The organism is Sphingomonas sp. (assembly GCF_035998645.1).
In the GTDB taxonomy this organism is placed as follows: domain Bacteria; phylum Pseudomonadota; class Alphaproteobacteria; order Sphingomonadales; family Sphingomonadaceae; genus Sphingomonas.
Genome location: NZ_DASYHL010000004.1, coordinates 204033 through 229897 on the forward strand (window position 1 = coordinate 204033; position 25865 = coordinate 229897).

Genomic DNA, 25865 nt, shown 5'->3' on the forward strand with positions numbered 1-25865 from the left:
CTATAGCACCAAAGTCTCGTCCACCGATGCTGACCCCAGCCTTAAGCATCCGGCGTCGCTGCCGGCTGTGGCGCCGGACCCGATGGCTGGACCGGGGCAGGCGTCGTGGCCGATGGCTGCGTCGCCGGGCTACGCGTCGGGGCGGCGGCCGGACGCGCGGCCGGAGCGCGCTGCGTCGTCGGGGTCCGCGTCGCGGCCTGGCTCGCCTCTGGAGCGGGCGTCGCGGCGGCGCCGGGCTGGCCGCGCGTGCGCAGGGCATCCGCGCTGATCGGCACGTCCTTGATCGCGATACCCGGGCGGCCGAGTGCCGCCACTTCTGCCCCGTCGATCGTCACCTGCACGGCTTCCGGCCGGCCAAGATTGATCATCGGATTATTGGCGTCGGCCGGCACGTCGTAGCGCTCACCCGCCGCCATTTCCTTCTCGTACAGCCGCGTACCCGCCGCATCATAGATGCGCAGCCACACCGGCTGGGTCGCGATCAGCGTTACCTGCCCGCCTGTCATAGCGGTCGGCTCCGTGCTCGGCACCACATCGGGAGTGGCGATCGCAGTCGGTGTCGGCTCGGGCGCTGCACTCATCCCGCCCCGGAACAGGTCGGTCCCGTACCACAGCCCGACCGCGCCAAACAGCAACAGCGCGACGATCGCGCCGGCCCAGGCCAGCCCGCTCGGCGGCTCACGCACGGGTTCTTCGGGGTCATAGCGCTCATAGACTTCGCGCGCGGCAAAGGTGCTTGCGGTCTCGGCGCGCAGCTCACGCGCCAGCGCCACTTCATCAGCGCCGATCGCGCGGGCATAGGATTTGACGAAGCCGATCGCATAGGTCGGCGAGGGGAGGCCCGAATAATCCGACGTTTCGATCGCGGCGAGATGCCGAAGCGGAATGCGCGTGCGCGAGGCAACATCGGATAATTCCAGCCCCTGCGCCACCCGGGCGTCGCGCAGCTTCTCCCCGACCTTCACCGGAAACAGGTTCGGGGTGTCGCCCGGTTCGCCGTCCATTCAATTCCCTCCGGTGTCTGATAATCGCGCGTGTCCGCAGTTCTTAAAGAAGTGTCAACGTTAGCACTATCGGAAATGCCCGTTTTTCGCTCACGCGAGCTCGACACCATGCGCTTCTGCCCAGCTTTCCAGCGCCGCCCGCATGTCGCGCGGTGGCGTTGCCAGCAGCGTGTCCATCGCCGGGCCGAGCGCAGCGTGGTTCAGGCTGCGGACCATCGCCTTGATTGGCCCTACCGCTGCCGGGGTGATCGACAGCCGATCGATGCCAAGCCCGATCAGCGCCATCGCCTCGAGCGGTCGCCCGCCCATCTCGCCGCACACCGCGACCGGCACATTCGCCGCATGCGCTTCTCGCGTCACGCGGCGCAGGAAGCGCAGGATTGACGGGCTCAGCCAGTCATAGCGCACCGCCAGCTTGGGATGCGCGCGGTCGGCGGCGAACAGGAACTGCGTCAGGTCGTTGGTGCCGATCGACAGGAAATCGATCTGCGGCAACAGGATGTCGAGCACTTCGGCAAGCGCCGGCACCTCCAGCATCGCGCCATAGCGGATGTGCAGCGGCAGTTTGTGCCCGCGCCCCTCCAGCCAGACCCGCTGCGCCTCAAAAATCGCGCGCGCCTGCTCAAACTCCCACGGCTCCGACACCATCGGGAACATGACGCTGAGCGTGCGCCCTGCGGCTGCTTCGAGCAGCGCGCGCGCCTGCACCTTCATCAGCCCTTCGCGGTCGAGCGCCAGCCGCAGCGCGCGCCAGCCCATCGCCGGATTCTCTTCCTCGCCATTCTCGTCATGATCGAGATAAGGCAGCGCCTTGTCGCCGCCGATATCGACGGTGCGGAAGATCACCGGACGGTCGCCCGCCGCCTCCAGCACGTCGCGATACAGGCGCTTCTGCCCCTCGCGCTGGGGCAGGGTTGCGGAAACGAGGAACTGGAATTCGGTGCGGAACAGCCCGATCCCGTCCGCGCCGGTCAGGTCGAGCGCGGCGACATCGTCGCGAAGGCCCGCATTGACCATCACCGTCACGCGGTGGCCATCGCGCGTCTCGGGCGCGAGGTTGCGCATCGAGGCAAAGACGGCGCGGCGCTTCTGCGTGATCAGCAGCTTCGCCTCGAACACCTCTTCCATCGCATGGGTCGGGCGGACGACCAGCGAGTCTTCGGTCACGTCGAGCAGCAGCCGGTCGCCTTCGGCAACCAGACGGCGGACATCTTTGACGCGACCCAGGACCGGCACGCCCATCGCCCGCGCGACGATGGTGACGTGCGCGGTCAGCGACCCTTCCTCAAGGATCACGCCCTTAAGGCGGCGGCGGTCATATTCGAGCAGTTCGGCGGGGCCGAGATTGCGCGCGATCAGGATCGAATCCTGCCGCAACCCCAATTGCGCCGCAGTGCCAAGCTGCCCCGACACGATCCGCAGCAACCGGTTGGATAGGTCCTCCAGGTCGTGCATCCGCTCACGCAGCAACGGATCGTCGATCTGCCGCATCCGCATTCGCGTGCGTTGCTGGACGCGCTCGATCGCCGCCTCGGCGGTCAGGCCGCTGTCGATCGCCTCGTTGATGCGACGGCCCCAGCCTTCGTCATAGGCGAACATCTTGTAGGTCTCGAGGATCTCCTCATGCTCGCCGCCGACGCCGAACTCGGCCTGGCTGGTCATGCGGTCGATCTGCTCGCGCATCTTGTCGAACGCGGCATAGACGCGGTGGCGCTCGGCCTCGGTATCCTCGGCCACCGTATGCTCGATGGTGATGCGCGGCTGGTGGAAGACGGCGGCACCCGCGGCCATGCCCTCGACCAGTTTGAACCCGCTGATCCGCGCGGTCGCGGTCGGCTGGGCGCGGGGCGATCCTCCGGCGCTCGTGTCAGCGCTGTCGATCAGGCCGGCATTGGCGATCAGTTCCGACAGCACCATCGCGACGGTCTGGAGCGCCTCGATCTCCACCTCTTCATATTTGCGGGGATCGGCATGCTGCACGGCGAGCACGCCGACTGCGCGCTCCTTGCGGATGATCGGAACGCCGGCAAAGCTGTGGAACTGCTCCTCGCCCGTTTCCGGGCGATAGGCGAAGTCGGGGTGCGAGGCGGCTTCGTCGAGGTTGAGCGTCTCGACATTCTTCGCGATCATGCCGACCAGACCCTCGCCCAGCGCGAGTTTGGTGACGTGGACGGCCTCCTGCGAGAGGCCACGGGTCGCGAACAGCTCGAGCACGCCCTCACGCAACAGGTAGATCGAACACACCTCGCTGCGCAGCGACTCCCCGATGATCTCGACCACCGCATTGAGCTTGGACTGGGCCGGGGTGCGCGACGCCATCACGTCGTGCAACCGCGTCAGGATTTCGCGGGCGGAGGCGGCGGCGGAAACGGGCATGGGAGAGCGCTATCAGATCGCCCCGACAGCGCCAAGAAATTCAGCGTGCGGCGAGCGTGACGGTGCCGCCACCGACATGCGGCTCGGCGCGAAACACTTCGGTCGCATAGGCAAGGCGCGGGGTCGCCGGAACATCGCCCGCGCGCCATGCAGCGAGATCGGCGCGCCAGGCGTCATAGCGCGCGTAGAAATCGGTGAAGGGCCGGTCGATCTGCGCCAGCGCGGCGGGCGCGATGGCGGGAAGCTCGCCAGCGGGAAGCGCGGCTACCTGATGCAGCAGCGGCGCGGCGGTCGCGCAGAACTGCGCCATCACCGGCGGCTGCGCGAAGTAATTGTAGAGGCGGGTCATCGCCGGATCGAACGCCGATGCATCGCCATATTCGCGGGTCAGCGCGTGATGCGCCGCCTTCAGCGCGCTGCGATGCGCCTTGAGGAACTGGTTATAGGCGGGGGCGAGCGCGGGATCGTTGCAGTTGAGCGCGGCGACGTTGAACGCAGCGCGCAGATGCCAGGCAGCGGCTGCGGCGGAGATGGAGCGGTTGGGCGTCGCATAGCTCCCGTCCGGCAGGCGCGTCGGGATGGTAAGGTTGGCGGCGGCCCCATCGGGCGCGCGTGGCGCTGCGGTCGGCGCAGGGGCGGGCGCGGGAACCGGGAGCGGCGCAGGAGCGGCGGTCCGCTCTGGCCCGGCGCAGGCGGTCGCGAGGGCGAGTAGCGGGAGGGCGAGGAGGACGCGGGACATGGCAGCCATCCAAGCAGGATGGAGTCAAGGACTGGTTAATCACGAGCCGGAATGGGACGAGGCGGGCCGGTCGCCGCCCGGCATGACTTGGCGGCGGAGCGATAAGCCGCACACATCCGGCATTGACGCTCCTCAGCCTGACCGCTTGCGGCGCTAGGGAGCCGTTACGCGACCGGCCGAAAGTGGATGAACGGCCGAAATCATGCGTCGTCGATAAAACGATAAAGCTGCGCATAGAGCGCGTCGGCCTAGCCTTCTTTTTTCCCTAGCGTACCGGTCCAGTCGGCCACGAAATCCTCGGAAAGTCCTGAGGCGGGTGCGGAGCGAACCGCTGAATCAGCATTATGGACCCCGTCGCGCCACTCCTCGCGGAAGCGATCGACCATCCGCCTGAGTTCGACCTTTATCTGTTCCTTGGATAGCTGCGGGACCATAGCGCCCTCCCACGGTGAGTATTACATAGATAATACACCGCAGTATGGCGTTACTCAAGGCCGCAGTGCGATGGGAACGCGGCGGCGGCACCTATCCTGTGACTGACGCCCGGTCGGACCGCTTTTCGGGAAGTCTCGACCTGATCCGCCCGCTTCTCCAGCGCCGCCGCCGCCTCGGCCATGCGCTGGGCGATGACGTCGGCGACTGTCCTTCCTAGCTGCCATGCCGCCCACCGGCTGTGGTCGGGTCGCGGATGATCCCTAGGCGCGTGGCCAGCACATCATCACGCTGCTCACGATGCGCAGCAATTTGTCGCGGTCCGCCCCATCCTTGGCCAATGTCGACATGCCCTGCACGACGGCGAACACATGCCCCGCAAGCGCTTCAGCATCGCTGTCGCGGGGCAATATGCCTTCGTCGACGTCGCGCCGGATCCGCGCCCGCAGCGCGGCTTCGATCTCGCGCCGGATGATGGCCAGTTCTTCCCGCATGTCTGCCGCATCGGCCGAACTGGACACGATGGAGCTGGCGAGCAGGCACCCCGGCGGCGTGCTGTCTCCGGTGTCGCCGACCGCCGCCGCAGTCAGCAGATCATGGGCTGCGTCGCGCGCAGAGACCGCGTGCGCAATGCTGCGCACAATCGTGGCCGCACCGCCGCCCCCAAGATAGCGTTCGATACACGCACGGAACAACTGCCGCTTGTCGCCAAAGGCCGCGTAAAGGCTGGGCGGCGTGATCCCCATCGTCCGGATCAGGTCTGAGATGGATGTCGCTTCGAACCCCTGGCTCCAGAATAGATGCATCGCGGCGTCGAGCGCGGCGTCGCGATCAAACGAGCGGGGCCGACCGATGCGGCGCGCGGGGGACGAGGCACTCACTTTCATAGCGTTCGATATATAATGATTGACCTCACGCTGCAATCTGCCAGTAGCGTTTCGTATTGATCACTATGAAAGTATCAGCATGTCGCTTGCCGATTACCGCACTTTGGGCCGTTCGGGCCTGGTCGTCAGTCCGCTTGCGCTGGGGACGATGACGTTCGGCGTTGCGCGTTGGGGCATGGAGCGGCCCGAAGCCGACGCCGTCTTCAACGCGTATGTCGAAGCGGGTGGGAATCTGATCGATACCGCCGACGTCTATGCGAATGGACGCGGCGAAGAGATGCTGGGGGCCATGATCGCCGAACGCGGGTTGCGCGACACTCTGGTGGTGGCAACAAAATCCGGATTCTCGGCGGGGAAAGGCCCGCAAGCGGGCGGCAACGGCTCCAAGCAAATCCATGCCGCGCTCGAAGGCTCGCTGAGTCGGCTCAAGACCGACTTTATCGACCTGTACTGGATGCATGTCTGGGATTCCGTAACGCCGCCCGAGGAGCTGCTGGAGACGATGGTCGGCCTCGTCCGTTCGGGCAAGATTCGCTATTGGGGCATGTCGAACACGCCCGCCTGGTATGTCGCGCGGGTCGCAACGCTGGCGGCGGCACACAGGCTGCCCGGACCGATCGCGCTGCAATATTTCTACTCGCTGGTCAGCCGGGAGGTCGAATCCGAACATCTACCGCTGGCGCGCGACATGGGCCTGGGGATGATGCCGTGGAGCCCGCTTGCTTATGGCTTGCTGACCGGAAAATATGATCGTGCCACCGTGGAGGCGGGCGCACCGCGTGCGGGTGGATTGCCCAGCGATGCCGGGACTGGCGATCTGCGCGCAGCTGACGACAAGCGGCTCGATGGCGCCAACCCGTTTGGCGACACGCTGTTCACCGACCGGAACTGGCGCATCGTCGACGCCTTGCGAACGGTGGCCGATGCTATTGGCGAGACGCCGGCGCGCGTCGCGCTTGCCTGGGTATTGTCGCGACCGGGTGTCGATACCGCGCTGATGGGCGTAAGCCGGGTGTCCCAGCTGCACGACAATATCGCCGCCACGGACTTGCAACTCCCGCTCGACCAAGTCGCCGCGCTGGATGCCGCCAGCACGCCCGAGGCCGCGATGCTCTACGGCCTGTTCACGCCTCAGGCGCGGCAACAGCTTGTGTTCGGTGGCAGCAGTGTCCGTTCCCGCAGGTGACGGGGGCCGCGTCGAGCGCGCTAAGCCGCCCGCTTCTCCAGCGCCGCCGCCGCCTCGGCCATGAGCTGGGCGATGATGTCGGCGACCGGTTCTTCCTTGGTCACCATGCCGACCGACTGGCCGGCCATCAGCGAGCCATTGTCGACATCGCCCTCGATCACCGCGCGGCGCAGCGCGCCTGCCCAATAATGTTCGATCTGGAGCTGCGCCTCCATCATCTCGACCTTGCCCTCGTCCAGCAGCTGCGCAACTTCGCGCTGCTTGGCGGTGAACAGTTCCGATGATGCGTTCTTGAGCGCGCGGACCGGGATAACCGGCAGGCGCGGGTCGATCTGGACGCTCGAGATCGCGTCGCGGGCGCTGGCGCGGAAGAACGCCTTTTTGAAGTTCGCATGCGCGATGCTCTCGGTCGCGCAGGCAAAGCGGGTGCCGAGCTGGACGCCCGCTGCGCCCATGTCGAGATAGCCGGCGATCGCCTCGCCGCGCCCGATCCCGCCCGCGACGAACACCGGCACTTGGCTTGACACTTCGGGCAGGATTTCCTGCGCGAGTACGCTGGTCGACACCGGGCCGATATGGCCGCCGGCCTCCATCCCCTCGACGACGAGCGCATCGACGCCAGAGCGGATCAGCTTCTTGGCGAGGCTGAGCGCCGGGGCGAAGCAGATGACCTTGGCACCGCTCGCCTTGATCGCATCGAGGCTCCCGGTCGGCGGCAGCCCGCCTGCGAGCACGATATGCGTCACCTGATGCTTTGCGCAGACTGCGATCAGGTCGAACAGCATCGGGTGCATGGTGATCAGATTCACGCCGAACGGCTTGTCGGTCAGCGCCTTTGTCGCCGCGATTTCGGCATCGAGCAGCTCGGGCGTCATCGCGCCGCACGCGATCAGGCCGAACCCGCCCGCGTTGGAGATCGCGGAGACGAGGTTGCGTTCGCTCACCCATGACATCGCGCCGCACAGGATTGCCGTCTCGCTGCCGAGAAATTCGATGCCGCGCGCCATGCGGCGCTGGAGGCGCTCTTCACCAATGGTCATGGTTCTCGCCTAGCGCCGGTCTGCGCAGTTAGGCAAGCCGCGAGCGGTCAGGGGCCGCATTCCCACACGCCGTCGATCGCTTGCGGCGCAGATCCCGGAGCCTCGATCGACAGCGTCGCGGTGTGGCTCGATCCCTCATGCCCCGTCGTCCGCTCGGCGCCACGCGTGATCGCGACGATCAGCTTCTCTCCGTCGAAGCTGCTGCCCCGCGTCAGCGCATCGAACCCGCCCGCCTCGCGCGCGGTGAGCAGGACCGGTGTTGTGTCGCGCATCACGACGACCGTTGCGCGGCTCGCCCGATCGACATTGCCGGCGCCGACCAGCACCAGGCGCCCGGCGTCGGAAAGGAATGCACAGCGCAGTTCGCCCTGCAATCGCGCCGCCGCTGCCTCGGTCACGGTGCCGAGCGCGATCGGTGACGGCGAGGGCGTGGGGGAGGGCGGGAGGACGGATTCGACCGGGGCGGGTTGCTGCGCCTCGCCATTGCCCGGCGGGGCCGGGGCGGGGGAGCATGCGGCGAGCGCCACGACGAAAGCGGCAGGGCCGACCAGGGTGAGGCTTCGCATCCTGTGATAATGCCGCAGGCGGGCTTCTGTTCAATCCCCAAGGCGTCCTGCCGCACGCGTCACCTTGGACAGCGCTGTCAGACTTGCTAGTTCGGGGGCATGATCGATCGCCGCACCCTGCTCGCCGCCGCTGCCGCCGCCCCGCTTGCCGCCTGTGCCCCGCGCGCCATCGCGCCGCGCCGACCGTTGCGGGTGGTGACGTTCAACATCTGGCACGATGCGGGAAACTGGCCGCTGCGGCTCAAGCTGATCGTCGATGTCCTGCGCGCCGCCGACGCCGATGTGATCGGCCTGCAGGAAGTGCTGCAGGATTCGAAGAAGAACCTGCCCAATCAGGCCGAGACGATCGCCGCAGCACTGGGTGGCTATCGCGTCGAGTTCATGTCGACTTCGCCGGTCGGCGCGGCCAACCGCTATGGCAATGCGATCCTGTCGCGCCTGCCGGTGGTGGACACGGACACGATCAAGCTGGAGCCGGCGAATGATTATCGCACCGCGCTGCGCGTGCGGGTGCAGTCCGGCGGGCGTGTGCTCGATATCGTCAACACCCACCTCGCCCATCAGCCCGAGGCCGGGCCGGTGCGGGCGCAGCAGATCAACGGGCTGCTCGGCTGGCTGCCGACTGACGATGTGCCCTTGGTGCTGATGGGCGACTTCAACGCCCCGCTCGACGAAGCCGCGCTGGCGCCGATCGCGATCCGCGGGCTTGAGCCGGTGCTTGCCCCCGGCGCGGTGGAAACGACGTTGGTGGTCGCGCGCGGGCACAAGTCGCGCGTGATCGACCATATCTTCGCCGACCCGCGCGCGTTCGAAATCAGCGACGCCCGGCGCATCGCCGATGCGGTGGCGGGCGAGTTCCCGTCGGACCATTATGGCGTCGCGGCGACGCTCACGCCGCGCTGAGCAGATCGCGGGGGCGGGAACCCCGCGCCGTCCCATGCTTTAATCCCGGGCGGCCCGGGCCCCTCTGGCGATCCCTTGATCGTGATGTCGGACGCATCGAGCCGGCCGGGTCGTGCACGCGGATACCGCGGTGCGCTGCGCCCCGGCCTGAGATCTAAAGACCCGAAGGATTGAGGTTTTCATGAAGATATTCGCTCTCGCCGCCGCTGGTGCGGCTGTGCTCGTCGCGACCCCCGCGCTTGCCGATCGCGCGCCCACCACGACCGAAGCCGCCGCGATCGAAAAGGCGGTGCGCGCCGCCGGCTTTGTCAGCTGGGAAGAGGTCGAGCTGGACGATGACGGCCCCTATTGGGAGGTCGATGACGCGCGCATGGCCGACGGCAAGCGCTACGACCTGAAGCTGCGCCCCGGCACGTACGAGATCGTCAAGCGCGACCTGGAAGACTGATAACGAGAGGCGGGGCGGCCGTGTTTACGCCGCTTCGTCCTCCGGCGCATCGAGCCCATAAGCGGTGTGGAGCACGCGGACGGCGAGTTCGGTCTCATCCTCGTGGATCAGCACGCTGACCTTGATCTCGCTGGTGGTGATCGCGAGGATGTTGATGCGGCGCTCGGCCAGCGTGTCGAACATCGTCGCGGCGACGCCGGCATGGCTGCGCATGCCGACGCCAACGACGCTGATCTTCGCGATCTTGGTATCGTGGACCAGCGCGTCATAGCCGATCGGCGCCTTTTGCTTGCCCAGCACGTCGAGCGCGCGGGCGAGTTCGGCGCGCGGCACGGTGAAGGTCACGTCGGTCGATCCGGTCGCATGCGCGACGTTCTGGACGATCATGTCGACGTTGATCCCGGCTTCCGCGAGCGGGCCGAAGATATGCGCCACTGCGCCCGGCCGGTCAGGGACGTTGGTCAGCGTCACCTTGGCTTCGTTCTTGTCGGCGGCGATGCCGGTGATGAGCTGCCGTTCCACGTCGTTGATCTCCTCTTCGCTGACGATCAGCGTGCCGCGATGGCCGTTGTCGTCATGCGTATCCTCGAACGAAGAAAGCACGCGCACGCGCACCCCCTCCTTCATCGCCAGCCCGACCGAGCGGGTCTGGAGCACTTTCGCCCCGACGCTCGCCAGTTCCAGCATCTCTTCATAAGTGACCTTGGTCAGCTTGCGCGCGCGCGGCACGATGCGCGGGTCGGTGGTATAGACGCCGTCGACATCGGTGTAGATGTCGCAGCGGTCCGCCTTCATCGCCGCCGCGACCGCGACCGCGCTGGTATCCGATCCGCCACGGCCGAGCGTGGTGATGCGATGATCGTCGGCGACGCCCTGAAATCCCGGAATGACCGCGACATGGCCGTCGGCCAGGCTCGCATTGAGCGTGTCGGTGTCGATCGTGTCGATCCGCGCGCTGGCATGCGCGCTGCTGGTGTGGATCGGCAGCTGCCAGCCGAGCCAGCTGCGCGCGGGCACGCCGATCGCCTGCAGCGCGATGGCGAGCAGCCCGCTGGTGATCTGTTCGCCGGCCGAGACGACCGTGTCATATTCGCGCAGGTCATAGAGCGGCGAGGCTTCCTTGCAGAACCCAACCAGCCGGTCGGTTTCGCCTGCCATCGCCGACACCACGACCGCGACCTGATTGCCCGCCTCCCACTCGCGCTTCACGCGCGCGGCGACGTTGCGAATCCGCTCGATCCCGGCCATCGACGTGCCGCCGAACTTCATCACGATACGCGCCATTTGAACCTGTCCCCCAAAGTCCCGGTTGGGAAGCTGTGGGCGCGCTGATAAGAGGGGGGGATGGCGATGACAAGCAAAGCAACGATTGACCCGCGTGAAGCTGAACATTTCGGTCGGCTGGCGGCGGACTGGTGGAATCCCAAGGGCGAGTCGGCGATGCTCCACCGGCTCAACCCGGTGCGGCTGCGCTATATCCGTGAGGCGGTCGATGCGCATTGGGGCAGCGACCCGCGCGATTTCGCGCCGCTGAAGGGCCGGACCGCGCTCGATGTCGGGTGCGGCGCGGGGCTGTTGTGCGAGCCGCTGGCGCGGATGGGTGCAGCGGTGACCGGCGTTGACGCGGCGCCCGAGAATATCGGCGCGGCGCGGGCGCATGCCGAAGCGGCGGGCCTGACCATCGACTATCGCGCGGGCGAGTTCGAGAGCGAGGTCGCGGGGCGCCAGTTCGACCTCGTCACATCAATGGAGGTGATCGAGCATGTCGCCGATCCGGCGGCATTCGTGCGCGGCCTGGTGGCGGCGCTGGCGCCGGGCGGGCTGATGATCCTTTCGACGCCCAACCGCACGCCGCTGTCGTGTCTCGCGATGATTACGGTTGCCGAGGGTGTAGGGATGATCCCGCGCGGCACGCACGACCACGCCAAGTTCCTGACGCCCGAGGAACTGACCGGGTTGCTCGAGGATGCGGGGATGGCGGTGTCCGACCTGCGCGGGCTTAGCTTCTCGCCCGGTGCGGGGTTTCATCTGAGCGAGGATACGGCGCTCAACTATTTGCTGACCGCGCGGCGCGCTTAACTGGCGCTACATTCGCAGCTCCCCTCCCTGAAAGGGAGGGGTTGGGGGTGGGTGCGCGCGTCTGCGCGCTCCAAAGATACTCAATGGCGTCGGAAAAAGCGCCGTGCGAGGCATCGAGCCTCGCCCGGCGCTAAACCCACCCCTAGCCCCTCCCTTTCAGGGAGGGGAATTGAATGTCGATCTAGCCTAAAATAACCGCCCGCCGTTCGGCACCGGTACGCTCGGGTGGAACAGCACCACCTTCCCCTCCGCATCGGGGAAGCCGAGCGTCAGCACCTCCGACATCATCGGGCCGATCTGGCGCGGGGGGAAGTTGACCACTGCGGCGACCTGGCGTCCGGGCAGGTCGTCCAGCGTATAGTGCTCGGTGATCTGTGCCGAGGAGCGCTTGACCCCGATCGCCGGGCCGAAGTCGATGGTCAGCTTGAACGCTGGCTTGCGCGCCTCTGGAAACGGTTCGGCGGCGATGATCGTGCCCACGCGGATATCGACTGCGAGGAACTGGTCGAAGTCGATCTGCGGTGCGGCGGGGGCGTCGGCGGCGTGGGTCATGTGCATGACGCTCGATTGACACAGGCGGCTGGATTCGCCCAGTCCCTTGCCATGACCGTAAAGCTGCATCCAAGCTGGCTCGCCCCGCTCCAGAGCGAGTTCGACAGCCCGTACATGGCCGATCTGCGCGCGTTCCTGCTGGCTGAAAAGGCGGCGGGGAAGCGCATCTTTCCCAAGAGCGCCGACTGGTTCCGCGCGCTCGACCTCACCCCGCCGGAAAGCGTGCGCGTCGTGATCCTGGGGCAGGACCCCTATCATGGCGAGGGACAGGCGCATGGTCTGTGCTTCTCGGTCCAGCCGGGGGTGAAGGTGCCGCCGAGCCTGGTGAACATCTACAAAGAGCTCAAGAGCGACCTTGGCATCGATCCGCCGGGGCATGGGTTCCTTGAGCATTGGGCGAAGCAGGGGGTGTTGCTGCTCAACACCTGCCTGACGGTCGAGATGGGGCTGGCAGCGTCGCACAAGGGGCGGGGCTGGGAGCGGTTCACCGATGCGGTGGTGGCGCAGGTCAACGCGCTGCCCGATCCGGTGGTGTTCATGCTGTGGGGCAGCCATGCGCAGAAAAAGGCGGCGTCGGTCGATCCGCGCCATCTGGTGCTGAAATCAGTCCACCCCTCGCCGCTATCGGCGCATGGCGGGTTTTTCGGCTCGCGGCCATTTTCGCAGGCGAATGCGTTTCTGGAAGCGAACGGGCGTGGGACGATCGACTGGGCGCTGCCTTCGGTCTGAACCCGTCGAAATGCCGCTTTTCAACGCCCCTCCCTGAAAGGGAGGGGCAGGGGGTGGGTGCGCGCGTCTGCGCGCCGAAAAGACTCCAACAGACCGTGCGGCAAAACAGCGGCCAGCGAGGCATCGAGCCTCGCTGGCCGCTAAACCCACCCCTAACCCCTCCCTTTTAGGGAGGGGGATTCTGAGCCGTTAGAAGCTCAGCCGCGCTGACACGCGGATGTCGCGGCCGGGGAGCGGCACGAAATCCTTGGTGAAGCTCGCATGGCGGCGGGCGTCGACGTCGAAGATGTTGTTCGCCGACAGGATGATCGCGGTCTCGCGCTTTTCGCCCAGCGGGTGCCAGGTGACCGAGGCGTTGACGAGCGTGAAGGCCGGGGTCTCAGTCTCGAACGCTGCGACGCGGGTCTGGCGGATCGCATGCTCGACTTCGACCCGGCCACCGAATGCGCCCTGGCTGGCGTCGATGCCGGCAAGCACGCGGAACGGCGGGATGCGCGGCACCGCGCTGCCATCGCCCAGTTCGGCATTCACATAGTCGGCAACGAGATTGCCGCCGAGCGAGAAGCCGCCTTCGCCGCCATCGATGAAGGTCGTCGATACTTCGCCCTCGACACCGAGATAGCGCGCATCGGACTGACGGAATTCGAACACCGGCAATTCGTCGATCTCGTCGCCGGTCGCGACTTCATAGATGTAGTCGTCGAACCAGTTGGCATAGGCCGCGACCTGGAAGCGCACCGGCCCGGCGGCGCCGCGCGCATAGACTTCGCCGCCCCAGCTCTTTTCGGTGCGGAAATTGGGGTTGCCGACTTCGTAGGATTGCGTCGCGATGTGCGGGCCGTTGGAGAACAGCTCTTCGGCAGACGGGGCACGAACCGCGCGCGACACGTTGAAGCCGATTTTCACTTCGGGCGCGAGCGAATAGGACAGGCCGACCGCGCCGGAGAAGGCGTCGAAGCGGCGGTCAAACGCTCCGGTCGGGCCGTCCTCGTCCAGATCGAGCTTCACGTTGTTCGACCGGACGCGGGTGTGCTCGTAGCGCAGTGCGCCTTCGAGCCCGATCGCGCCGAGATCGACTTCCTGCAGGGTGAAGAAGCCATATTGGTCGGTCACATTCTGCGGCACGAACGCTTCCGCGCCCACCGCCGCGAAATCGCGCGTAAAGCCCTGGAAGCCGGTCACGCCGCGCCAGCCATTGCGGTTGGCCTGAACCAGCTCGAGCCGGCCTTCAAAACCCTCGGCGTTGAACACGGTGCCGACCTCTTCGCCTTCGAACTCGGTGTGCTCATAGTCCGAGTAGCCGGCGCGGACGCGCAGCGCGTCGATGAAGCCGCCGATCTTGACCTCGCCGCGCACGTCGGCGCGGAACTGCTTCAGGCCGATCGTGACGGCTTCCTCGCCATGGCCATGCTCTTCCGCGTCCGGATCGACGACGCCGCCGTCATCATGGTGATGCTCGGCGCCGGGACGCGCCGGGACGCCATAGTTAGTGTCATAATAGCCGGCGGAGAAGCCGAGGCTCCCGCCATCGTTGATCAGCGCGAGACCGCCGCCCAGCGTGTAGGTGCGCGTGCCGCTATTGGGCAGGCGACCGCGGCGGTTGGCGTTCTCCAGCGCTTCGGCGGCTTCCTCCAGATGGCCCTCATCGGCCTCTTCCTCGGCGATCTCGAGCTGTTCGGCGCGCAGCGGGTCGCTCAGTACATAGCCGCCGACGCGCAGATCGTCGCTCTTGCGATAGCTGCCATCGATATGCGCGACGATCTGCGGGGTGATCGCGAAGTCCACCGCCGCGCCGCCGCCGCGCTCGTCAGCGGCTGAGCCATAGGCACCGATCGCGTCGACATGGAAGCCATTCTCCGGCACCGCGCGCGGGATGCGGCGGTCGAGCACGTTGACCGCGCCGCCGATCGCCTGGCTGCCGAACAGCAGCACGGCGGGGCCGCGCAGCACTTCGATGCGCTCCGCCGTCAGCGGCTCGATCGACACGGCATGGTCGGTCGACGTGTTGGAGACGTCGAGCGTGCCAAGGCCGTCGGTCAGCACGCGGACGCGCTCGCCCTGAAAGCCGCGCAGCACGGGGCGCGACGCGCCGGGGCTGAACGAGGTTGCCGACACGCCGGGCACCTGCGTCAGCGACTCGCCGATCTGCCCGCGAATGTCGCGTACCAGTTCGTCGCCGGTGATCACCGACGTGCCTGCGAGCAGGTCGAGGCGCTCAAGACCCGGCGCACTGATCACCACTTCGTCGGCCGTCTCGCCATGCACCGGGTTGCGGCTCGACCGGTCGCGCTCGGTGTGATCGCTGGTCTGGGCGAGGGCAGGGGCGGCGGCGAGGACGCTGGTGGCGAGCAGGAGGGCGGTGAACTTCATGGTTACGCAATTCCCTGAAACTGGATTTGCGCGCACTCTTAGGTGCTATGATACAACGTCACAAGTAGGAAATTGCTGCGCTGCGACGAAGCTCTGCGCGTTGACTCGCGCTTACAAACCGCTGGCGTCGAAGGCGATGCCGGCATTGCGGTGCGCGGCGACCAGCGTGTTGCGCAGCAGGCAGGCGATGGTCATCGGCCCGACTCCGCCCGGAACCGGCGTGATCGCGCCCGCGACCGATGCCGCACTGTCGAACTCGACGTCGCCGACCAGTGCGCCGTCGACGCGGTTGATGCCGACATCGATCACGGTTGCGCCGGGCTTCAGCCACTCGCCCTTGACGAAGCCCGCGCGGCCGACTGCCGCAACGACGATGTCGGCGCGACTGACATGATGGGCGAGGTCGCGGGTGCGCGAATGGGCGAGGGTGACGGTGCAGTTCGCCGCAGTCAGCAGCGCCGCCATCGGCTTGCCGACCAGGATCGAGCGGCCAATCACGATCGCGTCGAGCCCCGACAGGTCGCCGATCTGATCCTGCAACAGCATCAGGCTGCCGAGCGGGGTGCACGGCACCAGCCCGTCGATGCCTAGCGCGAGCCGACCCGCGCTGACCGGGGTCAGCCCGTCGACATCCTTGCCCGGATCGATTGCGGCCACCACCGCCTGCTCGTCGAGATGGCGGGGCAGGGGCAGCTGGACGAGGATGCCATCGACCGCCGCATCGGCGTTCAGCTGGCGCACCAGCGCGATCAGCGTGTCCTGAGTCGTGTCGGCAGGCAGGCGGTGTTCGAAGCTCGCCATGTTGGCGGCGATCGTCGCCTTGCCCTTGCTGCGGACATAGACGGCGGAGGCGGGGTCGTCGCCGACCAGCACGACCGCGAGGCCAGCCTTGCGGCCTGCCTGTCCCTCAAATGCCGCCGCAGCCTCGCCCACCCGGGCCCGCAGATTGGCGGCGAATGCCTTACCGTCGATGATCTCAGCGCTCATGCCCCGCTCCATAGAGCGACGCGGCGATTCCCGCCAGCGTCTTGGGATCGCCGGTGATGCTGAGGCGCTTCACGCGCGCAGTCCCCCCGGCGATCAGCGTCACGTCGCGCTTGGGCACACCGAACGTCTTGGCGACCAGTTCGATCAGCGCCGCATTGGCCGCGCCGTCCACCGGCGGCGCGGCGACCCGCGCGGCGAAATGCTCAGGCGTGCCGGGCAGCAACACGCTCTTCGACGCGCGCGGCGTCGCGCGCACGGCGATGGTCAGGCCCGGCGGCGCTTCCCGCCAGGGCTGGCTCACGCCGGCGTGCTGGCGAGCGCGACCGCGAGGTTGGGGATCACCGCATAATTGATGATCGCGATCAGGATCAGCACCACGAATGGCGCGAAATCCATCGGCCCGGTGTCGGGCAGGATGCGGCGGATCGGACGATAGATCGGCTCGGTCAGCGTATTGAGGCCGCGCCACAGCGAGCTGACGAAATCATTATAAGTGTTGATCACGTTGAACGAGATCAGGATCGACAGCACCGCCTGAATGACGATGATCCACCACAGCACGTTGAGCAGGATCTGTACGATCCCGAAAAGCATGTTCAGAAACGGGTCCAATCGGGCCTCCGGAGTTTTGGCGCTTTTACAGGAAAGCGGCGGCTATCGGCAACTGTGTTGGCTATATAAGACGGCTCAGCGGTGAACCAAGGTTCCCGCACCCTGCGTCGTGAAGATTTCGAGCAGCATCGCGTGCGGGATGCGCCCGTCGAGGATGACGGCGGCGTCCACCCCGGCATCGACCGCGGCGACGCAGGTCTCGACCTTGGGAATCATGCCCCCGCTGATCGTGCCATCGGCCTTTAGCGCCATGATCCGACCGGGGTCGAGGTCCGTCAGCAGGTTCTTGTCCTTGTCCAGCACGCCGGGGACATCGGTCAGCAGGAAGAAGCGCGATGCGCCGAGCGCACCGGCAATCGCCCCCGCCATGGTGTCGGCGTTGATGTTGTAGGTGTGGCCGTCCGCGCCCAGCGCGATCGGCGCGATCACCGGGATGAAGCCCTGATCGCTCAACGTGGTCAGTACCGACGCATCGACCGCAACCGGCTCGCCGACAAAGCCCAGATCGACATGGCGTTCGATGCCCTGCAGCGGATCGGCGGAATCGCGCTGCACCTTGCGCGCGGTGACCAGCCCCGAATCCTTGCCCGAAATGCCCAGCGCCTTGCCGCCGGCCGCGCCGATCCAGCTGACGATTTCCTTGTTGATCGATCCGGCCAGCACCATTTCGGCGATGCGCGCGGTTTCCGCATCGGTGACGCGCAGCCCGCCGACGAACTGCGATTCGACGCCAAGCCGCTTGAGCATCGACCCGATCTGCGGCCCGCCGCCATGCACGACGACCGGGTTGATGCCCACCGCCTTGAGCAACACGACGTCTTCGGCGAAGTCGCGCGCCAGCTCGGGATCGCCCATCGCGTGCCCGCCATATTTCACGACGAACGTCTTGCCCTTGTAACGCTGCATATAGGGCAGCGCGTCGGTCAGCGTCTCGGCCTTGGCCAGCATCGCGGGATCGGGTGCGTGATCGGTCATGCCGCGCCCTTAGCGGGAGTTGCGCTCTTGCGAAAGCATGCGCGGATGAGAGGGCTTGACTCAATTCGATGATTAGCTAAATAACAAATCATGAGCATGGTCTTCAAGGCATTGTCCGACCCCACCCGCCGCCGTGTGCTGCAACTGCTGCGCAAGGGGCCGATGAGTGCGGGCGACTTGAGCGACAAGTTCGACGTGTCGAAACCGACCATGTCGGCGCATTTCGCCGTGCTCAAGGAAGCGGATCTGGTTCACGCCGAAAAGGCGGGGAAGTCGGTTATCTATCACCTCAAGCTCTCGGTGCTCGAAGAGGCGCTGCTGGGCTTTGTCGATTCATTCGGGGGCAGCGGATCGACCGCACCCGGCAAGGAGAGCGCATGATGAACAGCGAAACCAAGATCAGCCTGGCGTGGGGCGTGGGGATTGTCGTGCTCGCGCTGGGCCTCAGTTCGGCGCGCAGCGCGGGCCATGTCGATCACGACACGGTGACGCGTATCGTACTGGGTGCGACCGGGCTGATGGTCGCGTGGTTCGGCAACATGATGCCCAAGCGGTTTGTGCCGAGCGCACTCGCGCGCAAGGTGCATCGCGTCGGCGGCTGGTCACTGGTCCTCAGCGGCCTCATTTATGCGGGCGCGTTCGTGTTTCTGCCGGTTCAGACGGCGGTGTTCGTCGGCGGCGGCGCGATCGTCGCGGGCCTCGCGATTACCATCGGCTATTGCCAGTCGGTGCGGACCAAGGCGCGGGCGTGAGCCTCAAATCCTCCCCGGAACGGGGAGGGGGACCGCCGCCGAAGGCGGTGGTGGAGGCCCCCCGAGGCAAGCGCATTGCCTCAAGGAGGGGCCCCTCCGTCAGCGCTACGCGCCGCCACCTCCCCGTCCCGGGGAGGATTGAACAGGAATTACGCCCGGTCCAGTCTGCGGCCCAGCGCCACGAAGCCATAGATCAGCACCGGTACCAGCACGATCGACAGCGTGACCTTCGCCAGCATCTGCCCGGCGAGCAGGTTGGTGATGTCGAACAGGCCGTAAAAGGCAATGAAGACGAACACGAGCGTATCGACGATCTGGCTGAGCACGCCGGCCACCGCCGAGCGGAACCACAGCAGCCGCGACCCCTCGCTGCCCTTGAGCGCGGCGAAGATCGTGACGTTCAGCGTCTGCGAGATGCCATAGGCGATGATCCCGCCGATCCAGATGCGCCAGGTGCTGAACAGGATCAGCTGGATCGCCTTCAAGCCATCGGCGCGCTGTTCGATCATCTCTGCAGACGGCGGCAGTGCGAAGACGAGAAGCGACAGGAGCAGCGACGCGATCAGCGGGATGAAGCCAAACAGCACCAGCTTGTTGGCGACCGAGCGCCCGTGCAGTTCGGCGACGGCACTGGAAACGGCGACCAGCAGAAGGAAGGCGAAAATGCCCGCCTCTACCGCCAGCGGTCCCAACGCCACCTGCTTGTTACCCAGCACGCCCGCGATGCAGACCATGCCGCCATAAAAGATCGAAAGGACGAAGAGCGAGCGCGTCAGCGGAGCCGGTGTGGTCATTGCGCTGCGTAACGCGGTTTCACCCGATACGGAAGCACCTAGCGGTGTGCGCGTCACACGCTATGGTGCGACCCCGAACGCTGCGCGCAGACGCGGCACGAAGGGGTCCTTTAGTTGAACAATCTTCCGATCGGCATTCTCGGTATCGTCGCGATTCTCGCGATTGCCTTCCTGCTCTCCTCGAACAAGCGCGCGATTCGGCTGCGCGTCGTCGGCCCGGCCTTTGCGTTGCAGGCGGGAATCGCCTTCCTCGTCCTCTATGTTCCCGCGGGTCGCGCCGCGATCGAGGGGATGGCAAAGGGCGTGTCGGCGCTGCTCGGCTATGCGCAGGCGGGCACCGACTTCATCTTCGGCCCGCTGGCCCGGCCTGAAGTCGGCGGCCAGAGCTTCGCGATCGCCGCGCTGCCGGTCATCATCTTCTTCGCCGCGCTTGTTTCGGTGCTCTACCACCTCAAGATCATGCAGTTTCTGGTCCGCTGGATCGGCGGCGCGATCGAGAAGGTGACCGGGGTCAGCAAGGTCGAATCGCTGTGCTCGGCGGCGAACATCTTTGTCGGCCAGAGCGAATCGCCTTTGGTCATTCGCCCCTATCTCGCCAGCCTGACGCCGTCGCAGCTGTTCGCGATCATGTCGGTCGGTATGGCGGGCGTCGCAGGCACGATCCTCGCGGCCTATGCGGCGATGGGGATCAACATCCAGTTCCTGCTCGCCGCCAGCTTCATGGCTGCGCCCGGCGGGCTGCTGATGGCCAAGATCATGATGCCTGACGAGCCCGTGGTAAAGGCGGACGAACTCCCGCTCGAGGATACGCTGGTCGATGGCGAGGCGGCGGTGATCCGCGCGGTCGAGACCGAGGTGGAGGAAGAGCGCGCCGCCAACATCATCATGGCCGCGGCGATGGGCGCGCAGACCGGCGTCAAGATCGCGGTCGCGGTCGGCGCGATGGTGCTCGCGTTCGTCGCGCTGGTCGCGCTCGCCAACGGCCTGCTCGGCGCGGCCGGCGGGCTGTTCGGCTATCCCGACCTGACCTTTCAGGGGATCATCGGCACCGCCTTTGCCCCGGTGATGTTCCTGGTCGGCATTCCGTGGAACGAGACGGCAGCAGCCGGCGGCCTGTTCGGCACCAAGATGGTGCTCAACGAGTTCGTCGCCTTCCTCAACCTCGGCCAGACGCAGGGGCTGAGTGAGCGCAGCACCGCGATCATCACCTTCGCGCTGTGCGGCTTTGCGAACTTCAGCTCGATCGCGATCCAGATGGCCGCGACGGGCAGCCTTGCCCCGAACCAGCGTCCGATGATCGCCAAGCTCGGGATCAAGGCGCTGCTGGCGGGCAGCCTCGCGAACCTGCTGAGCGCGGCGCTGGCGGGGTTGATGCTGCCGTGATCGCGTTGCTGGCTGCAGCATTTTGTCTTCCGCCACCTCCCGGCACGGTGCCAACGCCCCCGCCGACGATGGAGCAGCGCGCCGAAATGGCCGCGCGCAGCTTCCGCAACATCGTCGAGGGCGTGATCATCCACGAGCAGGATGAGCGACCCGCTCGATTCAGGATCACCCGCGTCTACAAGGGGCAGCTCAAGGCCGGGATGGTGGTTGAAGCCGCACCCAGCTGGGGCTTTCGCGACATGCCGTGCCCCGGGATGATCCCGCCACCACCGAACCTGAAGGGCCAGCGCGGGGTGATCGCATTCAACGACCCGCCCGAACTCGCCTTCATGCCCGATGGCTGGATCGCGATCATGCAGCAACGCGGCCTGATCGCGCGAACGCCCTAGCGATCACCGCGTCGGCACCGGCTCCGCGCCCGAATAGTCGTAGAAGCCGCGCCCGGTTTTGCGGCCGTACCAGCCGGCCTCGACATATTTGATCAGCAGCGGGGCGGGGCGGAATTTGGGGTCGCCGGTGCCTTCGAACAGCACGCGGGTGATTTCGAGGCAGGTGTCGAGCCCGATGAAATCGGCCAGCGTGAACGGCCCCATCGGGTGGTTGAGGCCGAGCTGAATCGCCGCGTCGACATCGGGGATCGTCGCGACGCCCTCACCGACCGCGAAGCACGCTTCGTTGAGGAACGGCATCAGCACGCGGTTGACGATGAAGCCCGGCGCGTCATTGGCGTGGACGATCCGCTTGTTCAGCGTCTTGCCAAACGCCTCGACCGCCGCGACCGTCGCGTCACTGGTGGCGAGGCCGCGGATGAGCTCGATCAGGCCCATCACCGGCACCGGGTTGAAGAAATGCACCCCCATGAAGCGTGCGGGATCCGGCGCCGCCTGCGCCAGCCGGGTGATCGGAATCGACGAGGTGTTGCTGGCGAGGATCGCGGTGTCGCTCAGCACCTTGCCGACATTGGCAAAGATCGTGCGCTTGATCTCCTCCCGCTCGGTCGCGGCTTCGATGACGAGATCGCACGGCGCGAAGGCATCGGTGCCGGCGACGCATTCGATGTTGGCGAGCGCGGCTTCGGCGGCCTGCGCGGTGATCTTTTCCTTCTCCACCGCGCGGGCAAGCTGCTTGGCGATCCCCGCCTTGCCCTTTTCGGCGCGCGCGACGTCCATGTCGGACAGCAGCACGCGATAGCCCGCCTGTGCCGAAACCTGGGCGATGCCCGCCCCCATCTGTCCCGCGCCGATCACGCCAACCGTTTTCATCACCTTCTCCATCAAATCTGTTGCGCGCCTCCTACCGCGTCGCCGCGCGAACCGCTAGGATGCGCGCCATGCTGATCCTTACCGCACTCGCGCTCGCCCAGATTGCTCCGCAACAGGGGCCGATAAAGACCTTTGGCGACTGGGTCGTCGCCTGCGACAATGTGAAGCAGTGCGAGATGACCTCGCTCCAGCCCGAAGGCGGCGACTGGTCGGAGGCTGGCTGGCAGATGGCGGTGACGCGCGAAGCCGGCCCGGCTGGTGGCTGGACGGTCGAGTTGATGGGCCAGGACGCACCCGCCGGGCTGAGCGTGCATGTCGAAGGCGCACCGGCGGCCAGCGCGGCCGCAGTGTGGCGCGGTACCAGTTTCATCGGGGGTGACGCGTTCAAGCTGGTCGAGGCGCTGGCGAATGGCAAGGCGGTGGTCGTCCGTGATGGCGCGGGCAAGTCGCTCGGGCGGATCTCGCTGACGGGCTCATCGGCCTCGCTGCGCTTCATCGATGCGGAGCAGGGCAGGGCGGGCACGGTGAGCGCGGCGGTGGCCAAAGGTGCAAAGCCCGCCAGCGCTGCCCCCGCTGCGCCGTCGCTCCCGGTGATCGCGTCGATCCGCGCCAGCGGCACGCCTGCGGCGCTGTCGCCTGCGCTGCTCAAGCAGCTCTGGGCTCAATCGGACTGCGCGGAGAACTACGATGGCGCGGCGCGACCCGATGTCGAGCGGCATGCGCTGGGCGGTGACGCGACGCTGGTGCTCGTTCCATGCGGTGCCGGGGCGTATAACTTCTCGACGATCGCCTATATCGTCCGGGGCGGAAAGGCGGAGGTTGCCGCATTCGATTCGCCACCCGGATGGACCGCAGACAGCCCGATAATGCTGGTCAATGCCGGGTTCGACGCGAAGACCGGCGAACTGGGCAGCTATGCCAAGGGGCGCGGCATTGGCGATTGCGGCAGCGCGGAAACCTATGTTTGGGACGGCACCCGCTTCCGCCTGACCGAGGCGCGCGTGATGGGCGAGTGTCGCGGGTCGATCAACTGGCTGACGGTGTGGCGGGCGAAGGCCGTGCCGCGCTGATCAGTTCGCGGTCGGCAGCGCGATTTCGAACAGCGAGGGCCAGTTCTTGCCGGTGACGTAGAGCTTTCCGCTCTTGTCGTCATAGGCGATGCCGTTGAGCACAGCCTCCGAATCGCTCACCGGCACCGTGGCGGCGAGGTCGCGCAGGTCGATCACGCCGGTGATGAAGCCGCTCGCCGGGTCGATCCGCACGATCAGATCCTGGTGCCAGATATTCGCCAGAATCTCGCCGCGCACATATTCCAGCTCGTTGAGCCGCCGAATCGGACGCCCCTGATAGGTGACGGTGATCCGCCGCTGCTCCGCAAAACTCTTCGGGTCGAGGAAGCGGAGTTCAGGGGTACCGTCGCTCAGGATCAGGCTCTTGCCGTCCTGCGTCAGCCCCCAGCCTTCGCCGGAATAGCTGAACGTGCCGATCTGGCGCAGCGTGCGGCGGTCCCAGCGGAATGCTGTGCCGTGTTTCCAGGTCAGGCTGATGATCGTGTCGCCCCAGCCGGTGCTGCCCTCGCCGAAATATTCGCGCGGCAAGCGCACCTCGCGCTTGGCCTTGCCGGTGGCGAGATCGACTTCGCGCACGACCGATTCGCCATGCTGCCCGGTGCTTTCGAACAGCGCGCCGTCGGCGAAGAACAGGCCCTGAGTGAACGCGCTGGGATCATGCGGATGGGTGGCGAGGATGCGCGCGGCTTCGACCGGCACCTCTGCGGGGGCGGGGGCGGGCGCTGACGTCTGGGACTGGCCGGGAGTCGAATCAACAGGGGCTGCCGCGACCGAAATGGCCAGGGCAGCCCCCGCAATGATCCCCCGTCCGGCAATGATCAGCCGGAACATGGGACGTGCTTTACGAGCCGGGCGTCAGGTTCACCGCGGCGTACTTGCCGCGACGGTCTACCTCGAGCTCGAACTCAAGCCGGTCGCCTTCGTTGAGCGTCGGCATGCCGGCGCGCTCCACGGCGCTGATGTGCACGAACGCATCGGGCTGTCCGTCGTCGCGCTGAATGAAGCCGAAGCCCTTCATCGCGTTGAAGAACTTGACCGTGCCGGTCGCCTTCTCGCCGGTCAGCTGGCGCTGGGGGCCACCCATGCCGCCGCCGCCGCCCGGGCCGCTGCGCTCGGGACGATCCGGACGATCGCGCGGCGGGCCGCGGTCTTCGACCGGCATCGGCTCACCGTCGATCTTCAGGTCGGTCGCGCTGATGCGGCCACCGCGATCGACGAGCGTGAAGCCCATCGGCTGACCTTCGGCCAGACCGGTCAGGCCGGCCTGCTCGACTGCGCTGATGTGCACGAACACGTCTTCGCCGCCGTCATCACGGACAACGAAACCGAAGCCCTTCTGCGCGTTGAAGAACTTTACGACGCCGGTGCCTTCGCCAACGACCTGCGGGGGCATGCCGCGGCCACCGCCGCCGCCGCCGCCACCAAAGCCGCCGCCGCCGCCGCCGCCAAAGCCGCCGCCGCCACCGCCGCGGTAACCACCGCCGCCGCCGCCGCCACCGCCGCCGAAGCGGTCGCCGCCGCCGCCGAAGCCGCCGCGATCACCGAAACCGCCGCCGCCGAAGCCGCCGCGATCGCCGTAGCTGCTGCTACCACCGCCGAAATCGTCGCCGCCGAAGCCGTCGCGCTTGTCTCTGCCACGTCCGCCGCGCTCGCCGCGGCGCCCTCGATCAAAACTCATTGCCCTGTTCGTCTTCCCGGTTCGCCCATATTCGAATCGAATGGCTGAACCGGACGAAGGCGCAGCTATTCCGGCGTTTGCGACACGCCTATGGAATCAGGACATAGACCAGATCGCGAAGATGCGCGAACGATTTCGTCGCGTTTTTGCCACCGTTTCGACGGATACTTGCGCGGCGCGCTTCTCGACGGCACAGAGGCGGCATGGATATCGCCGCACTGATCGTAGATCCGGCCGCTTGGGCCGCCCTCATCACCCTTATTGTGATGGAGGTGGTGCTGGGAATCGACAACCTCATCTTCATCTCGATCCTGACCAACAAGCTGCCCGAGCATCAGCAGCAAAAGGCGCGGCGAATCGGCATCGGGCTGGCGCTGGTCATGCGCATCCTGCTGCTTTCGATGATTTTCGTGATCGTTTCGCTGACCACCCCGGTATTCGACCTGGGCATTCAGGGCGCGACCGGTCCGACCGGCGAGCCGAGCTTTGAAACCGCCTTTTCGTGGCGCGACCTGATCCTGATCGCCGGTGGCCTGTTCCTGCTGTGGAAGGCGACCAAGGAAATCCACCACACGATCGATCCGGTCCCGACCGATCATGGCGTGCTCGACAAGAAGCAGGTCGCGACGATGAATTTCGGGTCGGCGATCTTTCAGATCATCCTGCTCGACATGGTCTTCTCGGTCGATTCGATCCTGACCGCAGTGGGCATGACCGACGAGATCGTGATCATGTTCGTCGCGGTGATCGTCACCGTCGGGGTGATGCTGGTCGCCGCCGATCCGCTCGCCAACTTCATCAAGAACAATCCGACGGTGGTGATGCTCGCGCTCGGCTTCCTGCTGATGATCGGCGCGGTGCTGATCGCCGATGGCTTCGGCGTGCATGTGCCCAAGGGCTATATCTACGCCGCGATGGCCTTCTCGGCTTTGGTCGAAACGCTCAACATGGCGTCGCGCCGCCGTGCCGCGAAGAATGCGCCGCCCGCCGCCGAGTGATCGGCACGGTTATTGAGCGTTAAGCGATAAGCGGCTAGGCGCA

30 protein-coding genes are annotated in these 25865 nt (G+C 66.5%); 12 read left to right on the top strand and 18 right to left on the bottom strand.

Annotated features, from left to right (window positions below; translation table 11 throughout):
• Nucleotides 1-41: 41 nt before the first annotated feature.
• From VGN66_RS10415 to VGN66_RS10430, 4 genes are all read right to left on the bottom strand, one after another.
• Nucleotides 42-1004 (bottom strand): helix-turn-helix domain-containing protein, encoded by a 963-nt coding sequence (locus tag VGN66_RS10415; RefSeq protein ID WP_327518749.1) that lies wholly within the window; start codon nucleotides 1002-1004, stop codon nucleotides 42-44.
• A gap of 90 nt (nucleotides 1005-1094) precedes the next feature.
• Nucleotides 1095-3380, bottom strand: coding sequence for a phosphoenolpyruvate--protein phosphotransferase (gene ptsP / locus VGN66_RS10420; protein WP_327518750.1), 2286 nt, complete (start codon nucleotides 3378-3380; stop codon nucleotides 1095-1097).
• Between the two features lie 40 nt (nucleotides 3381-3420).
• Nucleotides 3421-4119, bottom strand: a complete 699-nt coding sequence (locus VGN66_RS10425; protein WP_327518751.1) for a hypothetical protein — start codon at nucleotides 4117-4119, stop codon at nucleotides 3421-3423.
• Nucleotides 4120-4367: 248 nt separating this feature from the next.
• On the bottom strand, nucleotides 4368-4553 hold the full coding sequence (locus VGN66_RS10430) for a hypothetical protein (RefSeq protein WP_327518752.1): 186 nt from the start codon (nucleotides 4551-4553) through the stop codon (nucleotides 4368-4370).
• 44 nt (nucleotides 4554-4597) lie between these two features.
• Here VGN66_RS10430 and VGN66_RS10435 point away from each other — a divergent pair, with 44 nt between their 5' ends.
• Nucleotides 4598-4771, top strand: coding sequence for a hypothetical protein (locus tag VGN66_RS10435; RefSeq protein ID WP_327518753.1), 174 nt, complete (start codon nucleotides 4598-4600; stop codon nucleotides 4769-4771).
• A gap of 43 nt (nucleotides 4772-4814) precedes the next feature.
• On the opposite strand, the gene VGN66_RS10440 is transcribed toward VGN66_RS10435, so the two are convergent.
• Nucleotides 4815-5474, bottom strand: coding sequence for a TetR/AcrR family transcriptional regulator (locus tag VGN66_RS10440; protein ID WP_327518754.1), 660 nt, complete (start codon nucleotides 5472-5474; stop codon nucleotides 4815-4817).
• A 43-nt stretch (nucleotides 5475-5517) separates the two neighbouring features.
• Here VGN66_RS10440 and VGN66_RS10445 point away from each other — a divergent pair, with 43 nt between their 5' ends.
• The gene (locus VGN66_RS10445; RefSeq protein WP_327518755.1) at nucleotides 5518-6624 is read left to right on the top strand and encodes an aldo/keto reductase; all 1107 of its coding nucleotides are present in this window, start codon (nucleotides 5518-5520) and stop codon (nucleotides 6622-6624) included.
• Between the two features lie 20 nt (nucleotides 6625-6644).
• On the opposite strand, the gene VGN66_RS10450 is transcribed toward VGN66_RS10445, so the two are convergent.
• Nucleotides 6645-7664 carry a nitronate monooxygenase gene (locus tag VGN66_RS10450; protein ID WP_327518756.1) on the bottom strand — a complete coding sequence of 340 codons (1020 nt, stop codon included), beginning with the start codon at nucleotides 7662-7664 and terminating at the stop codon, nucleotides 6645-6647.
• A gap of 47 nt (nucleotides 7665-7711) precedes the next feature.
• On the bottom strand, nucleotides 7712-8230 hold the full coding sequence (locus VGN66_RS10455; RefSeq protein WP_327518757.1) for a hypothetical protein: 519 nt from the start codon (nucleotides 8228-8230) through the stop codon (nucleotides 7712-7714).
• A gap of 99 nt (nucleotides 8231-8329) precedes the next feature.
• On the opposite strand from VGN66_RS10455, the gene VGN66_RS10460 reads away from it, so the two are divergent.
• Together VGN66_RS10460 and VGN66_RS10465 are read left to right on the top strand one after the other, a co-directional pair.
• Nucleotides 8330-9133 carry an endonuclease/exonuclease/phosphatase family protein gene (locus tag VGN66_RS10460; RefSeq protein WP_327518758.1) on the top strand — a complete coding sequence of 268 codons (804 nt, stop codon included), beginning with the start codon at nucleotides 8330-8332 and terminating at the stop codon, nucleotides 9131-9133.
• Between the two features lie 181 nt (nucleotides 9134-9314).
• Nucleotides 9315-9581 carry a PepSY domain-containing protein gene (locus VGN66_RS10465; protein WP_327518759.1) on the top strand — a complete coding sequence of 89 codons (267 nt, stop codon included), beginning with the start codon at nucleotides 9315-9317 and terminating at the stop codon, nucleotides 9579-9581.
• Nucleotides 9582-9605: 24 nt separating this feature from the next.
• Here the strand turns inward: VGN66_RS10465 and VGN66_RS10470 are convergent, their stop codons facing one another.
• Nucleotides 9606-10865 carry an aspartate kinase gene (locus tag VGN66_RS10470; protein ID WP_327518760.1) on the bottom strand — a complete coding sequence of 420 codons (1260 nt, stop codon included), beginning with the start codon at nucleotides 10863-10865 and terminating at the stop codon, nucleotides 9606-9608.
• A 66-nt stretch (nucleotides 10866-10931) separates the two neighbouring features.
• On the opposite strand from VGN66_RS10470, the gene ubiG reads away from it, so the two are divergent.
• Nucleotides 10932-11660, top strand: coding sequence for a bifunctional 2-polyprenyl-6-hydroxyphenol methylase/3-demethylubiquinol 3-O-methyltransferase UbiG (gene ubiG / locus VGN66_RS10475; protein ID WP_414713201.1), 729 nt, complete (start codon nucleotides 10932-10934; stop codon nucleotides 11658-11660).
• Between the two features lie 186 nt (nucleotides 11661-11846).
• Here the strand turns inward: ubiG and VGN66_RS10480 are convergent, their stop codons facing one another.
• Nucleotides 11847-12218, bottom strand: coding sequence for a tRNA-binding protein (locus VGN66_RS10480; protein WP_327519371.1), 372 nt, complete (start codon nucleotides 12216-12218; stop codon nucleotides 11847-11849).
• A gap of 45 nt (nucleotides 12219-12263) precedes the next feature.
• On the opposite strand from VGN66_RS10480, the gene ung reads away from it, so the two are divergent.
• Nucleotides 12264-12941 (top strand): uracil-DNA glycosylase, encoded by a 678-nt coding sequence (gene ung / locus VGN66_RS10485; RefSeq protein ID WP_327518762.1) that lies wholly within the window; start codon nucleotides 12264-12266, stop codon nucleotides 12939-12941.
• 189 nt (nucleotides 12942-13130) lie between these two features.
• On the opposite strand, the gene VGN66_RS10490 is transcribed toward ung, so the two are convergent.
• From VGN66_RS10490 to argB, 5 genes are all read right to left on the bottom strand, one after another.
• Entirely contained in the window at nucleotides 13131-15311 is a 2181-nt protein-coding gene (locus VGN66_RS10490) for a TonB-dependent receptor (RefSeq protein WP_327518763.1), read from the bottom strand.
• 111 nt (nucleotides 15312-15422) lie between these two features.
• Nucleotides 15423-16298: a bifunctional methylenetetrahydrofolate dehydrogenase/methenyltetrahydrofolate cyclohydrolase FolD gene (gene folD / locus VGN66_RS10495; RefSeq protein ID WP_327518764.1), complete on the bottom strand. Its 876-nt coding sequence runs from the start codon at nucleotides 16296-16298 to the stop codon at nucleotides 15423-15425.
• The gene (locus VGN66_RS10500) at nucleotides 16288-16599 is read right to left on the bottom strand and encodes a DUF167 domain-containing protein (protein WP_327518765.1); all 312 of its coding nucleotides are present in this window, start codon (nucleotides 16597-16599) and stop codon (nucleotides 16288-16290) included. Before VGN66_RS10500 ends, folD begins: the two co-directional genes overlap by 11 nt.
• Complete coding sequence (locus tag VGN66_RS10505; protein WP_327518766.1) at nucleotides 16596-16892, bottom strand: YggT family protein; 297 nt, start codon at nucleotides 16890-16892, stop codon at nucleotides 16596-16598. The genes VGN66_RS10500 and VGN66_RS10505 overlap by 4 nt, the downstream gene beginning before the upstream one ends.
• 93 nt (nucleotides 16893-16985) lie before the next feature.
• Nucleotides 16986-17885 (bottom strand): acetylglutamate kinase, encoded by a 900-nt coding sequence (gene argB / locus VGN66_RS10510; protein ID WP_327518767.1) that lies wholly within the window; start codon nucleotides 17883-17885, stop codon nucleotides 16986-16988.
• A 90-nt stretch (nucleotides 17886-17975) separates the two neighbouring features.
• Here argB and VGN66_RS10515 point away from each other — a divergent pair, with 90 nt between their 5' ends.
• Complete coding sequence (locus VGN66_RS10515) at nucleotides 17976-18266, top strand: autorepressor SdpR family transcription factor (RefSeq protein WP_224920980.1); 291 nt, start codon at nucleotides 17976-17978, stop codon at nucleotides 18264-18266.
• The gene (locus VGN66_RS10520) at nucleotides 18266-18637 is read left to right on the top strand and encodes an ammonium transporter (RefSeq protein WP_327518768.1); all 372 of its coding nucleotides are present in this window, start codon (nucleotides 18266-18268) and stop codon (nucleotides 18635-18637) included. Before VGN66_RS10515 ends, VGN66_RS10520 begins: the two co-directional genes overlap by 1 nt.
• 149 nt (nucleotides 18638-18786) lie before the next feature.
• Here VGN66_RS10520 and VGN66_RS10525 read toward each other — a convergent pair whose 3' ends face one another.
• Nucleotides 18787-19431 carry a queuosine precursor transporter gene (locus VGN66_RS10525; RefSeq protein ID WP_327518769.1) on the bottom strand — a complete coding sequence of 215 codons (645 nt, stop codon included), beginning with the start codon at nucleotides 19429-19431 and terminating at the stop codon, nucleotides 18787-18789.
• A 114-nt stretch (nucleotides 19432-19545) separates the two neighbouring features.
• Here VGN66_RS10525 and VGN66_RS10530 point away from each other — a divergent pair, with 114 nt between their 5' ends.
• Both VGN66_RS10530 and VGN66_RS10535 read left to right on the top strand, forming a co-directional pair.
• Nucleotides 19546-20814 carry a NupC/NupG family nucleoside CNT transporter gene (locus tag VGN66_RS10530; protein WP_327518770.1) on the top strand — a complete coding sequence of 423 codons (1269 nt, stop codon included), beginning with the start codon at nucleotides 19546-19548 and terminating at the stop codon, nucleotides 20812-20814.
• A 47-nt stretch (nucleotides 20815-20861) separates the two neighbouring features.
• Entirely contained in the window at nucleotides 20862-21203 is a 342-nt protein-coding gene (locus VGN66_RS10535) for a hypothetical protein (RefSeq protein ID WP_327518771.1), read from the top strand.
• Between the two features lie 3 nt (nucleotides 21204-21206).
• Here the strand turns inward: VGN66_RS10535 and VGN66_RS10540 are convergent, their stop codons facing one another.
• Nucleotides 21207-22076, bottom strand: coding sequence for a 3-hydroxybutyryl-CoA dehydrogenase (locus VGN66_RS10540; RefSeq protein WP_327518772.1), 870 nt, complete (start codon nucleotides 22074-22076; stop codon nucleotides 21207-21209).
• Between the two features lie 68 nt (nucleotides 22077-22144).
• Between VGN66_RS10540 and VGN66_RS10545 the strand changes: the two genes are divergently transcribed.
• The gene (locus tag VGN66_RS10545; RefSeq protein WP_327518773.1) at nucleotides 22145-23146 is read left to right on the top strand and encodes a DUF1176 domain-containing protein; all 1002 of its coding nucleotides are present in this window, start codon (nucleotides 22145-22147) and stop codon (nucleotides 23144-23146) included.
• Here the strand turns inward: VGN66_RS10545 and VGN66_RS10550 are convergent, their stop codons facing one another.
• Nucleotides 23147-23977 carry a glutaminyl-peptide cyclotransferase gene (locus tag VGN66_RS10550; RefSeq protein ID WP_327518774.1) on the bottom strand — a complete coding sequence of 277 codons (831 nt, stop codon included), beginning with the start codon at nucleotides 23975-23977 and terminating at the stop codon, nucleotides 23147-23149.
• Nucleotides 23978-23987: 10 nt separating this feature from the next.
• On the bottom strand, nucleotides 23988-24824 hold the full coding sequence (locus tag VGN66_RS10555) for a cold-shock protein (RefSeq protein WP_327518775.1): 837 nt from the start codon (nucleotides 24822-24824) through the stop codon (nucleotides 23988-23990).
• A 203-nt stretch (nucleotides 24825-25027) separates the two neighbouring features.
• Between VGN66_RS10555 and VGN66_RS10560 the strand changes: the two genes are divergently transcribed.
• Complete coding sequence (locus VGN66_RS10560; protein ID WP_327518776.1) at nucleotides 25028-25822, top strand: TerC family protein; 795 nt, start codon at nucleotides 25028-25030, stop codon at nucleotides 25820-25822.
• Nucleotides 25823-25865 lie beyond the last annotated feature (43 nt).

What these genes read in the sequence shown, in the direction of transcription:
- ung (WP_327518762.1), top strand. Translation starts at nt 12,264, where the DNA reads ATGACCGTAAAGCTGCATCCAAGCTGGCTCGCCCCGCTCCAGAGCGAG.
- VGN66_RS10445 (WP_327518755.1), top strand. Translation starts at nt 5,518, where the DNA reads ATGTCGCTTGCCGATTACCGCACTTTGGGCCGTTCGGGCCTGGTCGTC.
- argB (WP_327518767.1), bottom strand. Translation starts at nt 17,885, where the DNA reads ATGACCGATCACGCACCCGATCCCGCGATGCTGGCCAAGGCCGAGACG.
- VGN66_RS10450 (WP_327518756.1), bottom strand. Translation starts at nt 7,664, where the DNA reads ATGACCATTGGTGAAGAGCGCCTCCAGCGCCGCATGGCGCGCGGCATC.
- VGN66_RS10435 (WP_327518753.1), top strand. Translation starts at nt 4,598, where the DNA reads ATGGCGTTACTCAAGGCCGCAGTGCGATGGGAACGCGGCGGCGGCACC.
- VGN66_RS10540 (WP_327518772.1), bottom strand. Translation starts at nt 22,076, where the DNA reads ATGAAAACGGTTGGCGTGATCGGCGCGGGACAGATGGGGGCGGGCATC.
- ubiG (WP_414713201.1), top strand. Translation starts at nt 10,932, where the DNA reads ATGACAAGCAAAGCAACGATTGACCCGCGTGAAGCTGAACATTTCGGT.
- folD (WP_327518764.1), bottom strand. Translation starts at nt 16,298, where the DNA reads ATGAGCGCTGAGATCATCGACGGTAAGGCATTCGCCGCCAATCTGCGG.
- VGN66_RS10550 (WP_327518774.1), bottom strand. Translation starts at nt 23,977, where the DNA reads ATGTTCCGGCTGATCATTGCCGGACGGGGGATCATTGCGGGGGCTGCC.
- VGN66_RS10520 (WP_327518768.1), top strand. Translation starts at nt 18,266, where the DNA reads ATGAACAGCGAAACCAAGATCAGCCTGGCGTGGGGCGTGGGGATTGTC.
- VGN66_RS10415 (WP_327518749.1), bottom strand. Translation starts at nt 1,004, where the DNA reads ATGGACGGCGAACCGGGCGACACCCCGAACCTGTTTCCGGTGAAGGTC.
- VGN66_RS10555 (WP_327518775.1), bottom strand. Translation starts at nt 24,824, where the DNA reads ATGAGTTTTGATCGAGGGCGCCGCGGCGAGCGCGGCGGACGTGGCAGA.
- VGN66_RS10470 (WP_327518760.1), bottom strand. Translation starts at nt 10,865, where the DNA reads ATGGCGCGTATCGTGATGAAGTTCGGCGGCACGTCGATGGCCGGGATC.
- VGN66_RS10425 (WP_327518751.1), bottom strand. Translation starts at nt 4,119, where the DNA reads ATGTCCCGCGTCCTCCTCGCCCTCCCGCTACTCGCCCTCGCGACCGCC.
- ptsP (WP_327518750.1), bottom strand. Translation starts at nt 3,380, where the DNA reads ATGCCCGTTTCCGCCGCCGCCTCCGCCCGCGAAATCCTGACGCGGTTG.
- VGN66_RS10505 (WP_327518766.1), bottom strand. Translation starts at nt 16,892, where the DNA reads ATGCTTTTCGGGATCGTACAGATCCTGCTCAACGTGCTGTGGTGGATC.
- VGN66_RS10545 (WP_327518773.1), top strand. Translation starts at nt 22,145, where the DNA reads ATGCTGATCCTTACCGCACTCGCGCTCGCCCAGATTGCTCCGCAACAG.
- VGN66_RS10480 (WP_327519371.1), bottom strand. Translation starts at nt 12,218, where the DNA reads ATGCACATGACCCACGCCGCCGACGCCCCCGCCGCACCGCAGATCGAC.
- VGN66_RS10460 (WP_327518758.1), top strand. Translation starts at nt 8,330, where the DNA reads ATGATCGATCGCCGCACCCTGCTCGCCGCCGCTGCCGCCGCCCCGCTT.
- VGN66_RS10430 (WP_327518752.1), bottom strand. Translation starts at nt 4,553, where the DNA reads ATGGTCCCGCAGCTATCCAAGGAACAGATAAAGGTCGAACTCAGGCGG.
- VGN66_RS10560 (WP_327518776.1), top strand. Translation starts at nt 25,028, where the DNA reads ATGGATATCGCCGCACTGATCGTAGATCCGGCCGCTTGGGCCGCCCTC.
- VGN66_RS10515 (WP_224920980.1), top strand. Translation starts at nt 17,976, where the DNA reads ATGAGCATGGTCTTCAAGGCATTGTCCGACCCCACCCGCCGCCGTGTG.
- VGN66_RS10465 (WP_327518759.1), top strand. Translation starts at nt 9,315, where the DNA reads ATGAAGATATTCGCTCTCGCCGCCGCTGGTGCGGCTGTGCTCGTCGCG.
- VGN66_RS10455 (WP_327518757.1), bottom strand. Translation starts at nt 8,230, where the DNA reads ATGCGAAGCCTCACCCTGGTCGGCCCTGCCGCTTTCGTCGTGGCGCTC.
- VGN66_RS10525 (WP_327518769.1), bottom strand. Translation starts at nt 19,431, where the DNA reads ATGACCACACCGGCTCCGCTGACGCGCTCGCTCTTCGTCCTTTCGATC.
- VGN66_RS10490 (WP_327518763.1), bottom strand. Translation starts at nt 15,311, where the DNA reads ATGAAGTTCACCGCCCTCCTGCTCGCCACCAGCGTCCTCGCCGCCGCC.